The 12,138-nt window shown below is 72.3% G+C and carries 14 protein-coding genes and 1 tRNA gene; 9 read left to right on the top strand and 6 right to left on the bottom strand.

Annotated elements, in window-relative coordinates; translation table 11 throughout:
* Nucleotides 1-42 precede the first annotated feature (42 nt).
* Nucleotides 43-128: transfer RNA gene (locus JNO54_RS09720), tRNA-Leu, on the bottom strand.
* A gap of 94 nt (nt 129-222) precedes the next feature.
* Here JNO54_RS09720 and JNO54_RS09715 point away from each other — a divergent pair.
* Complete coding sequence (locus JNO54_RS09715; RefSeq protein ID WP_204143720.1) at nt 223-879, top strand: LON peptidase substrate-binding domain-containing protein; 657 nt, start codon at nt 223-225, stop codon at nt 877-879.
* On the opposite strand, the gene JNO54_RS09710 is transcribed toward JNO54_RS09715, so the two are convergent.
* Complete coding sequence (locus tag JNO54_RS09710; RefSeq protein WP_204143719.1) at nt 866-1,282, bottom strand: bile acid:sodium symporter family protein; 417 nt, start codon at nt 1,280-1,282, stop codon at nt 866-868. The genes JNO54_RS09715 and JNO54_RS09710 overlap by 14 nt on opposite strands.
* A 198-nt stretch (nt 1,283-1,480) precedes the next feature.
* On the opposite strand from JNO54_RS09710, the gene JNO54_RS09705 reads away from it, so the two are divergent.
* Nucleotides 1,481-2,803 carry a M20/M25/M40 family metallo-hydrolase gene (locus tag JNO54_RS09705; protein WP_204143718.1) on the top strand — a complete coding sequence of 441 codons (1,323 nt, stop codon included), beginning with the start codon at nt 1,481-1,483 and terminating at the stop codon, nt 2,801-2,803.
* Here JNO54_RS09705 and JNO54_RS09700 read toward each other — a convergent pair.
* Nucleotides 2,787-2,999 (bottom strand): DUF5703 family protein, encoded by a 213-nt coding sequence (locus JNO54_RS09700; RefSeq protein WP_204143717.1) that lies wholly within the window; start codon nt 2,997-2,999, stop codon nt 2,787-2,789. The genes JNO54_RS09705 and JNO54_RS09700 overlap by 17 nt on opposite strands.
* Before the next feature lie 37 nt (nt 3,000-3,036).
* Between JNO54_RS09700 and JNO54_RS09695 the strand changes: the two genes are divergently transcribed.
* Nucleotides 3,037-3,363, top strand: a complete 327-nt coding sequence (locus tag JNO54_RS09695; RefSeq protein WP_204143716.1) for a primosomal protein — start codon at nt 3,037-3,039, stop codon at nt 3,361-3,363.
* A 9-nt stretch (nt 3,364-3,372) separates the two neighbouring features.
* Here the strand turns inward: JNO54_RS09695 and JNO54_RS09690 are convergent, their stop codons facing one another.
* On the bottom strand, nt 3,373-4,419 hold the full coding sequence (locus tag JNO54_RS09690) for a magnesium and cobalt transport protein CorA (RefSeq protein ID WP_204143715.1): 1,047 nt from the start codon (nt 4,417-4,419) through the stop codon (nt 3,373-3,375).
* Nucleotides 4,420-4,450: 31 nt separating this feature from the next.
* Between JNO54_RS09690 and JNO54_RS09685 the strand changes: the two genes are divergently transcribed.
* The 4 genes from JNO54_RS09685 to mshC are packed head-to-tail and all read left to right on the top strand — an operon-like array spanning nt 4,451 to nt 7,757.
* Nucleotides 4,451-5,146 carry an MSMEG_4193 family putative phosphomutase gene (locus JNO54_RS09685; RefSeq protein WP_204143714.1) on the top strand — a complete coding sequence of 232 codons (696 nt, stop codon included), beginning with the start codon at nt 4,451-4,453 and terminating at the stop codon, nt 5,144-5,146.
* A 10-nt stretch (nt 5,147-5,156) separates the two neighbouring features.
* The gene (locus JNO54_RS09680) at nt 5,157-5,690 is read left to right on the top strand and encodes a DUF3090 family protein (protein ID WP_204143713.1); all 534 of its coding nucleotides are present in this window, start codon (nt 5,157-5,159) and stop codon (nt 5,688-5,690) included.
* A complete protein-coding gene (locus tag JNO54_RS09675) occupies nt 5,660-6,490 on the top strand; it encodes an SCO1664 family protein (protein WP_307818241.1) in 831 nt (276 codons plus the stop codon). The genes JNO54_RS09680 and JNO54_RS09675 overlap by 31 nt, the downstream gene beginning before the upstream one ends.
* Nucleotides 6,491-6,509: 19 nt before the next feature.
* Nucleotides 6,510-7,757 (top strand): cysteine--1-D-myo-inosityl 2-amino-2-deoxy-alpha-D-glucopyranoside ligase, encoded by a 1,248-nt coding sequence (gene mshC / locus JNO54_RS09670; protein ID WP_204143712.1) that lies wholly within the window; start codon nt 6,510-6,512, stop codon nt 7,755-7,757.
* Here mshC and JNO54_RS09665 read toward each other — a convergent pair whose 3' ends face one another.
* Nucleotides 7,758-8,612: a PAC2 family protein gene (locus tag JNO54_RS09665; RefSeq protein WP_204143711.1), complete on the bottom strand. Its 855-nt coding sequence runs from the start codon at nt 8,610-8,612 to the stop codon at nt 7,758-7,760. It lies immediately after the preceding gene.
* A 136-nt stretch (nt 8,613-8,748) separates the two neighbouring features.
* Between JNO54_RS09665 and JNO54_RS09660 the strand changes: the two genes are divergently transcribed.
* Nucleotides 8,749-9,402 (top strand): HAD family hydrolase, encoded by a 654-nt coding sequence (locus JNO54_RS09660; RefSeq protein WP_204144648.1) that lies wholly within the window; start codon nt 8,749-8,751, stop codon nt 9,400-9,402.
* Here the strand turns inward: JNO54_RS09660 and JNO54_RS09655 are convergent.
* Nucleotides 9,379-10,224 (bottom strand): RecB family exonuclease, encoded by an 846-nt coding sequence (locus JNO54_RS09655; protein WP_204143710.1) that lies wholly within the window; start codon nt 10,222-10,224, stop codon nt 9,379-9,381. The genes JNO54_RS09660 and JNO54_RS09655 overlap by 24 nt on opposite strands.
* A gap of 173 nt (nt 10,225-10,397) precedes the next feature.
* On the opposite strand from JNO54_RS09655, the gene JNO54_RS09650 reads away from it, so the two are divergent.
* Complete coding sequence (locus JNO54_RS09650) at nt 10,398-12,134, top strand: HNH endonuclease signature motif containing protein (protein WP_204143709.1); 1,737 nt, start codon at nt 10,398-10,400, stop codon at nt 12,132-12,134.
* Nucleotides 12,135-12,138 lie beyond the last annotated feature (4 nt).

Here is a 12,138-nt window from a genome sequence, read left to right as displayed (position 1 = left end):
CGAAGGCCCCGAACCATGCGGTTCGGGGCCTTCGCCGATCTGTGTCCGAGGGGGGACTTGAACCCCCATGCCCTAATACGGGCACTAGCACCTCAAGCTAGCGCGTCTGCCAATTCCGCCACCCGGACGAGGTACCGATGTCCGACCCAGGGAGGGCCGTGCACCGAGGAGAAAACTTAGCACGCGCCCCGCGGGACGGTGAAATCCGCCAGGATGGCCGACATGCCCGTCCTGCCGGTCTTCCCGCTGGGAGCCGTCCTGCTCCCGGGGGCGCCGCTGCAGATGCAGATCTTCGAGCCGCGCTACGTCCAGCTGCTCATGGACCTGCGTGAGCTCGAGCCGCTCGCCCGGGTCTTCGGGATCGTCGCGATCCGGCGTGGTCACGAGGTCGGTCCGGGCCAGGCGAGCGATCTCTACCCGGTCGGGTGCCTCGCCCGGATCCACGCCGCCGAGGTCGTCCGGCCCCAGGGTCGGCCGGTGTACCGGCTCGTCGTCGTGGGCACCGAGCGCTTCCACCTCGACGCGCTCGTCGACGTCGGCCGGCCCTACCCGACGGCCGAGGTCACCGTGCTCGACGAGACGGACGGGGAGAAGCCGGTCGAGACCCGCCGCGCTGCGGAGCGGCTCGTCTCCGCCTTCGTCACCTACCGACGGGCGGTCGGCGCTCCCGAGACCGACATCCCCGGACCCGAGGAGCGGGTGGCGGCCCAGGTCGTCGACGCGATGCCGATGGGCCTGCGCGACCGGCAGCGGGTCCTGGAGGCGGGCGGGACGACGGCCCGGATCCGGGCGGCCCTCGCGCTCGTGCAGCGGGAGAACGCCATCATCGCGACGTTCGGGGCCGTCGCCGGACCCCGGGGTGAGGTCAGCCCGAACTGACGGTGCGGTCGCCGCGGCGGCTCATGATCGCGCCGAAGGCCGCGGCGAGGAAGAACATCGCGATGCCGTAGACGGCCGGGGGTACCGCCATCTGCGCGGAGTCGAGGACCGTGAGCGCGACGGTGATGGCGAGCGTGCTGTTGTGCAGCCCGATCTCGAAGCCGGACACGAGCGCCTCAGGGTGGGTCATGCCGAGCACCTTGGGCACGATGTAGCCGACGGTCAGCGAGATGGCGCAGAAGAGCACGCTGATGAGGCCGACGTCCTTGATGTAGCCGCCGATGCTGTCCTTCTCACCGAGCATCGCGCCGGCGATGACGAGGACGAGGAAGATCGCCGAGGCGATGCGCACCGGCTTGTCCATCCGCTCCGCGAACGCGGCCGAGCGGTGCCGAACGGCCATGCCGATGGCCTGTTGCGCGCCACGTCGCCGCGGAAGTGGTGGCTGTAGAGGTTGGCCGTGGTCCCGCCGGGGGAGGCCGCCAGGAGCATGAAGCCGACGGCGAGCACAGTGACGAGTCCATGGGCGGGAGGGTAGGCGCAGGGCTACCCGTCGGTAGGAACGAAGGGGTGGATCCGTCGCGTGTCTACAGTGGCCGTCATGGAGATCACCGCGCCGCAGGACGAGGTCGTCCGGCTCTGCCAGGAGCTCATCCGGATCGACACGACGAACTACGGGCCCGACCGCGAGGGTCCGGGCGAGCGTGAGGCGGCGGCCTACGTCGCCGAGCGGCTGCGCGAGGTGGGGCTCGAGCCGCAGACCTACGAGTCCGCCCCGGGACGGGTGAGCGTGACCGTCCGGATCCCCGGTGCCGACCGCGAGCGCGGGGCCCTCTGCATCCACGGGCACCTCGACGTCGTCCCCGCCGACGCGGCGGACTGGAGCGTCGACCCCTTCGCCGGTGAGATCAAGGACGGCTGCGTGTGGGGCCGCGGCGCCGTCGACATGAAGGACATGGACGCGATGATCCTCGCCTGCGTGCGCCATCTCGCACGGACGGGCACGGTGCCACCCCGCGACCTCGTCGTCGTCTTCTTCGCCGACGAGGAGGCCGGTGGTGACTTCGGCAGCCACTTCATGGTCAAGGAGCACCCCGAGGTCTTCGACGGGGTGACCGAGGCGATCAGCGAGGTCGGCGGCTACAGCGTGACCGTCCCGACGAAGGAGGGCGGCGAGAAGCGGGCCTACCTGCTCCAGACCGCCGAGAAGGGCATCGCCTGGCTGCGCCTCCACGCCGAGGGTCGCGCCGGGCACGGGTCCGTCCCGACGGACGACAACGCGATCGTCCACCTCGCCGAGGCGATCGGCCGGATCAACGCGCACAAGTGGCCGCGGGAGTACATCGCGTCGGTGCGCGAGCTGCTCGACGGGCTGAGCGAGATCACCGGTGTCGGCTACAGCGACGAGGACCTCGACGAGCTGCTCGACCACCTCGGCGGCGCGCAGGGCTTCGTGCGCGGCACCCTCCAGGACACGGCCAACGTCACGATGCTCGAGGGCGGCTACAAGCACAACGTCATCCCGCAGACCGCGTCCGCGGCGCTCGACGCCCGATTCCTGCCCGGCCACGAGGAGCAGCTCATGGAGACGATCCGTGAGCTCGCCGGCGACAAGGTACGGGTCGAGGTGGAGCACCGCGACATCGCCCTGGACTCTCCCTTCGGCGGGGAGCTCGTCGAGCGGATGAAGGAGGCGCTGCGCTCGGAGGACCCCGGCGCAGAGATCCTCCCGTACTGCCTCTCCGGCGGCACCGACAACAAGGCGCTGTCGATGCTGGGGATCGTCGGCTACGGCTTCGCGCCGCTGCGGCTGCCGGCCGACCTCGACTTCGCCCCGATGTTCCACGGGATCGACGAGCGGGTGCCGACCGAGTCCCTCGAGTTCGGGGCGAAGGTCCTCCTGCGGCTCATCGAGACGTGCTGAGCGACCTGCGGGAGTCGTCGCGCGGGACCCGGATGATCTTGCGGCGCAGCCACGAGCGCTGCTGACCGCCCATGTAGCGCACCGTGCGATGCAGCTCCCAGCGGCCGTACTCGGCGTGATCGGCGAGGGCCGCGCGGATCTGCGACCGCGTGGCGTCACGGGGGAAGCGCAGGACCTGGAACTCGTACTCAACCATTGTGCGCCATTGTGGCCCGGGACGGTACGTTGATGCCATGACCGCCGACCCGCGCGCCGCACTCAACAAGCTCATCGCGACCTTCGAGCGGCACCTCGAGGCATCGGCGGGTCGCAACGGGGAGGACGACCCCCGCGTCGTCGCCGCGTACGAGGACCTCGCGGACGCCTTCGAGGCCTACGACGACGCCCTCAACGACGCCTACGGCGAGATGACCCCGCTCATCGTCGTCGACGACTCCGACCTCGAGGGGATCGACAGCGGCGACGAGGAGTACGACGACGACGAGGACGACGACACCTACGTCGGGCTCGACGACGAGGAGTACGACGAGGACGACGACAGCGACGACGACCGTCGCTGAGGGGCTGCCTCAGAGCCAGCCGGAGCGCTTGAAGAGCCGGTAGAGCGTCAGGCAGGCCAGCAGCATGAGGCCGATGACGACGTAGTACCCGTAGTAGATCTCTCGCCCCGCCAGCTCGACGCTCGCGTCGAGCTCGGGCATGTGGGTGAAGTTCATCCCGTAGATGCCGGCGATCATCGTCGGCAGGGCGGCGATGGCGACCCATGCCGAGATCTTGCGCATGTCCTCGTTCTGCTGCACCGCCACCCTGTTCTGCTCGACCCCGACCTGCGCGAGGTGCGCGCTGAGCACGTCGGTGAGCAGCCGGTCCATCGACTCGAGGTTGTCGATCGCCTGCGAGAGGTGGTCGGCGACGTCGCGGAAGAGCAGCCGCACCTCGTCGTCGCCGACGGGTGACGACAGCGAGGTGAGCAGCGAGAGCGGCCGGGTGAGCGGGACCGCCGCGCGCTTGAACTCGAGGACCTCGCGCTTGAGCCGGTAGATGTCCCCTGAGCTCACGGACGAGTGCTCGGCGAAGACCGCGGACTCGATCTCCTCGAGGTCGATCTGGAGCTCGTCCTCGATCCGCAGGTACTCGTCGACGACGGTGTCGAGGATGCCGTGCAGGACGCCCCACGGCCCGTGGCGAAGGGTGCCCGGGTCACCCTCGAGCCGCTGCCGGAGGTTGGCCAGCGGGCTCGCCTCCCCCCGCCGGACGGTGAGCACGTAGGTCGGGCCGACGAAGACCATGAGCTCGCCGGTCTCGATGTCGGACGTCGCGTCGTCGTAGCGCAGCGGCTTGAGCACGGCGAACCACGTCTCGTCGTAGCGCTCGATCTTGGCCCGCTGGTCACCCGTGACGGCGTCCTCGATCGGGAGGGGGTGGAGGCGCAGCTCGTCACCGACGATGTGCTGGAAGGTCTCCGGGCTCGGGTCCTTGAGGCCGATCCACACGAAGTCGGACACCGGGGTGCCGCCCTCGGGGGCCGTCTCGGACCGGATCGCGTTCACCGTCTCGCTGATGTCATGGCACGGGAGGCGCTGCCCGTCGCGGTAGCGGGCCTGGTCGACGATCACCGCGCCATCATGACGCACGTAGCCTGGGCACGTGGCCTACTGCGTCCTGCTCCGACATGCCCGCTCGAGCGCGAACTCCGCCGGCGTGCTCGCCGGCTGGGCCGAAGGGGTCAGCCTCGACGACTCGGGGCGGGAGCAGTCGGCCGCCGTCGCCGACCGGCTGGCCGACCTCCCCTTCGTCCGGATCGTGAGCAGCCCGCTGCCCCGGTGCCTCGAGACGGTCGCCCCGCTCGCCGACCGGCTCGGGGTCGACGTCGAGCAGAGCGACGACCTCGGCGAGGCCCGCTACGGCGCCTGGACCGGACGCCCGCTCGCCGAGCTGGCCAAGGAACCCCTCTGGGAGACCGTGCAGCGCACGCCGAGCCGGGCCGTCTTCCCCGCCTCGGACGAGCACGAGCACGAGTCGATCGCCGAGATGGCCCAGCGGGCCGTCGCCGCGGTGCGACGCATCGACGCCGAGGTCGAGGCCGAGCACGGTGCCCACGCGATGTGGCTCGCGGTCAGCCACGGCGACATCATCAAGTCGGTCGTCGCCGACGCCGCGGCGACCCCGCTCGACGACTTCCAGCGCATCGTCATCGACCCCGCGTCGGTCAGCCTCGTGCGGTACACCCAGGACCGCCCCTTCGTCATGCGGCTCAACGACACCGGGACCCTGCGTGCCGTCCCGGCACCGGACCCGCAGACCCCCGACGGCGACGCCGTCGTCGGCGGGGGAGCGGGCTAGGGTCGGCAGCATGAGCGTCATCGAGTTCGACCCGCCGGAGCGCTTCGTCGTCGGCACCGTCGGCCCGCCCGGGCAGCGCACCTTCTTCATCCAGGCTAGCGACGGCAGCCGCCGCACGCAGGTGTCGGTCGAGAAGATGCACGTCGGGGTCCTCGCGGAGCGGATCGAGACCCTCCTCGACGAGGTCGGCGGGCACGAAGGGGGAGTGAGCGCGGCCGTCGAGGCGGCCGACAACGCCCCCCTCGACACCCCGATCTCCGAGGACTTCCGGGTGCAGGCGCTCTCGCTGGCGTGGGACGTGGAGCGCCGCGTCGTCGTCATCGAGGCGCACGACCACGACCCCGACGAGGTCGACGAGGCGCTGGCCGCCACGAGCCCCGACGTCAGCACCCTCAAGGTGATCCTCAGCCCGAGCCAGGCCCGGGCCTTCGCCCGTCGCTGCGAGACCGTCGTCGCCGCCGGGCGCCCCTCCTGCCCCTTCTGCGGCGGGCCGCTCGACCCCGAGGGGCATATCTGCCCGCGGGCCAACGGGTACAAGCGCTGACCGGGACCGCGGCCTCGCTCACCGAGGACGACCTCGCCCTCGGTGAGCTGAGCGTGCTCGGCGCCCACCCCGCCGCGAGCAACCTCGCACTCGTCGGCACGGTCGAGCGTGAGGGTCGACGCCGGCTCGTCATCCACAAGCCGGTGCAGGGGGAGCGACCGCTGTGGGACTTCCCCGACGGTCATCTCGCCCATCGGGAGCGGGCTGCCTATCTCGTGGCGCGGGCGGGGGGATGGACGTGCGTGCCGGTCACGGTGCTCCGTGAGGGACCGCTGGGCCGCGGGTCGGTGCAGGAGTGGATCGGCGGCCTCGACGAGCCGGCGCCCACCCCCGTCGCGGTCTCGGCCCCCCCGGCGGTGCCGGCTGGTCACCTCGTCGTGCTCCACGGCGAGGACGAGGAGGGCCACGAGGTGGTGCTCAGCCACCCCGACGACCCCGCCCTGCGCTCGCTTGCGGTCCTCGACGTGATCCTCAACAGCAGCGACCGCAAGGGCGGCCACGTCCTCACGGACGAGCGCGGCGTCCACGGCGTCGACAACGGCGTGAGCCTGCACGTCGAGCCCAAGCTGCGCACCGTCCTCTGGGGCTGGGCCGGCCAGCCGCTCACGGCAGGCGACCACGCCGCCGTCGAGCGGGTCGGGCGATCGCTCGACGGCGGTGCTCTCGCCGCCGAGCTCGCCGATCTGCTCACCCCGGCGGAGCTCGACGCCCTGCGCGCCCGGTGCGCCGACCTGCTCGACGACGGCCACCACCCGCTCCCCGGTACCGGGTGGCCGAACCTCCCGTGGCCCCCGATGTGACGGACCGTAGGCTGACCCGGTGAAGTCCTGGTCGCCCCCCTTCGTCCCCACGCTCCCCGGCACCGGACGCGCCCCCGAGGTCCACGACGTGCTCGACGACACCGTCCGGCCCGTGACGCCCGTCGACGGCCGGGTCAGCCTCTACGTGTGCGGGGTGACGCCCTACGACACGACCCACATGGGGCACGCCGCGACCTACGTGACCTTCGACCTGCTGCACCGGGCCGCGCTCGACGCCGGCCTGCCCGTGGACTACGTGCAGAACGTCACCGACGTCGACGACCCGCTGCTCGAGCGCGCCGCACGGGACGGCATCGACTGGCGCGACCTCGCCGTCGACCAGACGGCGCTCTTCCACGAGGACATGACGGCGCTGCGGGTCATCCCGCCGAAGGCCTACGTCGGCGTCGTCGAGGCGATGCCCACGATCGTCGCGGTCGTCGAGCGTCTCGTGGATGCGGGCGTGACGTACGGGCTCACCGACGACAGCGGTGCCACCGACAGCTACCTCGACCTCGAGGCCGTCGGCGGGACCGAGGGCGTGAGCGTGCTCGACGAGGCGACCATGCTCGAGTACTCCGCCGAGCGGGGTGGCGACCCGGACCGGCCCGGCAAGCGCGGGCGCCTCGACCCCATGCTCTGGCGCGGGCACCGCGACGGCGAGCCGTCCTGGGAGAGCGAGCGGCTCGGCCCCGGCCGGCCAGGCTGGCACATCGAGTGCACCGCGATCGCGATGGAGCACCTCGGCGACACGATCTCGGTCCAGGGCGGCGGCTCCGACCTCGTCTTCCCGCACCACCCGATGACTGCCGTCCAGGCGGTCGCGGCGACGGGACGCTCCCCCTTCGCCGCGCACACGACGCACCAGGCCATGGTCGGGCTCGACGGCGAGAAGATGAGCAAGTCCAAGGGCAACCTCGTGCGGGTCAGCGACCTGCGGCGCGAGGGCGTCGACCCGGCCGCGATCCGGCTCGTGCTGCTCGCGCACCACTACCGCACCGAGTGGTCGTGGACCGACGACGCGCTCACCGAGGGCCGCGAGCGGCTGGCCCGCTGGCGAGCCGCGACGGCCCTGCCGGCGGGACCGGACGCGGCCGAGACACTGGCGGCGGTGCGGGCGGCGCTGGCCGCGGACCTCGGCACGCCGGCTGCCCTCGCCGCGGTCGACGCCTGGTGCGCGGCCGCTGAGGCGGGAGAGGGCTCGGACGCCGTGGCGCCCGGGCTCGTCCGCGACACCGTCGACGCGCTGCTCGGCGTCGCGCTCTAGTCAGCTGCGCCCGGGCCCCTCGGGTCTGCGCCGCAGGTAGCGCTCGAACTCCTTGGCGATCGCCTCGCCGCTCGCCTCGGGGAGCTCGGCCGTGTCGGTGGCGTGCTCGAGCTGGGCGACATACTCACGGATGTCGTCGTCGGTCTCCGCGGCCTCGTTGACCCCGAGCTCCCAGGCCTGACCGTCGACCTCGAGGTCGGCATGGGGCAGCTCGACGTCGAGGAGCGACTCGAGCGCCCGGACGATGGCGAAGGTCGCCTTCGGCGAGGGGACGTGACCCGCGTAGTGGGGGATCCCCGCCCACAGCGAGATGGAGGACATGCCCTCGAGCCGGGCAGCCTCGGCGAGCACGCCGACGATGCCCGTGGGCCCCTCGTAGGTGGCCGCCTCGAGGTCGTGGCGGTGGACCGTGCGCTCGTCGTCGCTCGTCGCGGTGACCGGGATCGGGCGGCTGTGCGGCACGTCGGCGAGCAGCGCCCCGACCGCGATGACCGTGCGGACCCCGAGCGCCTGCGCCATGCCGACGATCTCGTCGGCGAAGGTCCGCCACCGGAAGGACGGCTCGATGCCGTGGACGAGCACGACGTCACGGTCGAGCTCCTCGGGGGAGGCGATGAGGATGCGCGTCGTGCGCCAGTCGATCCGCCGCTCGCCAGGACGGCCGAGGACGAAGGGGCGGGTGACCTGGAAGTCGTAGTAGTCCTCCGGGTCGACCGCCGCGACGGTGTCCGCCTCCCACTCCTGGGCGAGATGGAGGATCGTGGCGGTCGCCGCCTCGCCGGCGTCGTTCCACCCCTCGAAGGCGAGGATCATCACCGGGTCGTGCAGCTCAGGGATGTCCTGCAGCTCGATCACGTGCGCGCTCCTGACCTCTGTCGACGGGCCCCGGCGTCCACCGAGGGGCCTTCCCGCCAGCCTACGTCTCGAGCCTGGGTAGCGTGGCCGCGTGACGTCACCCGCCACCGCCCGGCCCGCCGCGCTCCTGTGGGACATGGACGGGACCCTCGTCGACACCGAGCCCTACTGGATCGAGGCCGAGTACGCCCTCGTCGAGCGCTTCGGCGGCCGGTGGAGCGACGAGCTGGCCCACCAGCTCGTCGGCAACCCGCTCCTCGTGAGCGCCGACGTCATCATCGCGAGCTCGCCGGTGACGCTCACGCCCCACGAGGTCGTCGACGAGCTCATGACGGCCGTCATCGGGCGGGTGCGCGAGCACGTGCCGTGGCGGCCGGGGGCGCGCGCGCTGCTCGACGAGGCGGTGGCTGTGGGCGTGCCCAACGCGCTGGTGACGATGTCCTGGCAGCCGCTGGCCCGGGCCGTGGCCGACGCGCTGCCGGGGTCCCCCTTCGCCGTCCTCGTCACGGGCGACGAGGTGACGCACGGGAAGCCCCACCCCGAGCCGTACCTCCGGGCGGCGGAGCTGCTCGGGGTGGCGCCGCGCGACTGCGTGGCCCTCGAGGACAGCCCGACCGGGGTGCGTTCGGCGACGGCCGCGGGTGTGCCGACGGTCGCGATCCCGCACGTCGTCCAGATCCCCGACATCGCCGGGGCGGTGCGGGTCGACAGCCTCGACGGGCTCGACCTCGCCGGGCTGACCCGGACCGCCCGCGAGGGTGTGCGCTCAGTCGTCGCCGGGCAGGGCTGAGCCGGAGACCGCCGGGTCGGCAGCCCTGGCCTGCTCCCCGCGGTCGGGGAGCGGCGGTGGGGTACCACCCCACGCGGGGCACAGCGGCTTGAAGTCGCACCAGTCGCACAGCCGCGAGGTCCTCGGCCGCCAGTCGCCGGTCTCGGTGGCTCGCTCGATGGCGGCCCAGACGGCGTGGACGTTGCGCTCGAGCGCGCGCAGGTCGTCCTCGTCGGGGACGTAACGGACGACCTGGGAGTCCTTGAGGTAGACGAGCTGGAGGAGGTCCGGGACGCGGCCCGTGAGGCGCCACAGGACGAGGCCGTAGAACTTCATCTGGAAGAGCGCGCTCGACTCGAAGCGCTCGGAGGGGGAGCGGCCGGTCTTGTAGTCGACGACCCGGACCTCGCCGGTCGGGGCGATGTCGAGGCGGTCGATGATGCCGCGCAGGGTGAGCCCGTCGACGTCGACCTCGACGAGCAGCTCGCGGTCGGACGGCTCGAGGCGGGTCGGGTCCTCGAGGGTGAACCAGCGTCGGACGAGGTCCTCCGCGTCGGCGAACCAGGTGCTCTCGTCGAGCTCGCGGTCGGTGAGCATCGGGGCGAGCTCGGGCCGCTCCTCGACGAGCTCGGCCCAGCGCTGCGGCAGCATCGCGACGGCGGCCTCCGGCGTGCGCTCGGTCGCCGGCAGGTCGAAGAGGGTCTCCAGCGCCGCGTGCACGAGGGTGCCCCGAGCAGCCGCCGGCGACGGCGCCTCGTAGAGGCGGTCGATCGTGCGGAAGCGGTACTTCAGCGGGCACTGCTTGAAGTCCGCCGCTCGGCTGGGGGAGAGGGCGGGAGGCATGACCCCACCCTACGAAGGGGGGCCGACAACCCCCTTCGCACTGCTCGAGACGCGCTCCTCAGAGGTCCATGAGCGGTCTCAGCTGCTGCTCACGCGCGCACGCGGAGCGTGCCAGCACTCCTGTGCTGTGCAGGTCAGCATCGTTGTCGGTGGTCACCTCTAGCGTTGTTCCCATGACGACGACGTCCACGATCGACCACCCGGAGCAGGCGGCTGCCGACCTGCTCGGTGGTGACGTGGATGCCGTGCGGCAGATGGGGATCGGCGATCTGGCCAGGGTCCTCACCGCGCTCGGCGATGACGTCCTCCAGACCCTGTCGCGGGCAGAGGCAGAGGTCGTCGTCGCGGCCACCCAGAGGGTCGCCAACGTCATGGCGGCCATCCAGGCCGAGGCGATCACGACCTTCGCCGACGAGACCGAGCGGCGCCTGGACGAGCTGGAGCGCGAGCGTCGCCGTGACTACGAGGAGCGACGGGACGCGGCCGAGCGGCGCGGGGAGCGCTTCACCGAGCGGTGGCACCCGATCCCTGGCGGGCAGGGTTTCGCCGCGGCGGAGCTGGCACCTCTGCTGCACGTCTCACCGCGGTCCATGGCCACCCGGGTCACCCGCGCGCGGCGGCTTGTCTGCCATCTCCCGGGCATCCGGGCGATGGCACGAAGGGGTGAGCTCGAGCCCTGGCGGACCGAGGCCGTCGTCCGGGCCGGCGAGGTCCTCGAGGTGGCGGACCTCGAGGAGCTCGAGGCCCGGGTCCTCGCGACCGATGTCCGCGACATCTCCACCGCAGAGCTGAGGAGGCGTGCCCGCCGGGCGGCCGCGGCCACGGACCCGAAGGGGTTCGAGGAGGTGGCGCAGCGCGCGCGGGCCCGGCGCGGTGTCGGGTGCGGGCCGGACCCCGACCTGCCCGGCCTGACCACGTGGACGCTCCGACTGCCTACCGACGTGTCCGCACGGGTCTGGAGCGCTGTCGACGCCCTCGGGCGGGAGCACCACGCAGCCCGACGCGAGGCCGGAGACCCGGTGACGCTCGACCAGGCACGAGCCGACGCCCTCGTCGACCTCGTTCTGTCGCGCGCAGACATCACGACGACCCTCGAGCTCGTCGTTCCCGTCGCCGCGCTGGCGACGGGGGAGGAGGGCATGGGGGCCGCGCCCGGGATCTACCACCAGGCAGAGCGCTCGAGCCCGTCCGAGATCCTGCAGGGACAGGGCACCACAGACCCGCTCATCCTCAGCTGGGTCGAGGGCCGCGACCTCCACCTCGCATCGGTCGTCGAGGCCGAGGTCGCGCTGATGCTCATGGGGCACCTCGAGGTCACCGGCAACCCGCACCTCACGCCCAGCCCACCAGGGACGGGTCTGCCACCGGATCCGGACCGACCTCCAGATGCTGATCCACCTCCAGATCCTGCTCGACCCCACGATGCCGCTCGACCATCAGATGGTGATCGATGGCCGCGCACGTCATGGTTCGTCCCCGGTCTCGTCGAGGCCGGCCGGGTCGGAGAGCTCCTGCCGCAGGACATCAGCGCGATCCTCGCCGACCCCGACACGCGGATCCGGCTCCTCGGGTCCGGCGGCGCCGAGGTGGGGCAGGTCGTCACCGACGCCACGACCGCCTACCGCCCCGGCCAGACCCTCGCGAACCGCGTCCGACGACGCGACGGCGCCTGCCGCTTCCCCGGGTGCGGGACGCCGGCCGGGCGCTGCCAGCTGGACCACGTCGAGCCGTGGCCCGAGGGAGAGACCACCGACGGCAACCTCGTCGCCCTGTGCGTGAGCCACCACGGCTTCAAGCACCATGCCGGCTGGCGGCTGAGCATGACCGCCGACGGCACCTGCACCTGGACCGCCCCGACCGGGCGCACGCACGTCACCCGACCGCGGGCCGTCCACGACCCCGCGACGTGAGCAG

The sequence above is a fragment of the Janibacter endophyticus genome (assembly GCF_016888335.1).
Taxonomy (GTDB): domain Bacteria; phylum Actinomycetota; class Actinomycetes; order Actinomycetales; family Dermatophilaceae; genus Marihabitans; species Marihabitans endophyticum.
This window is presented reverse-complemented; position numbering and strand designations above follow the sequence as displayed.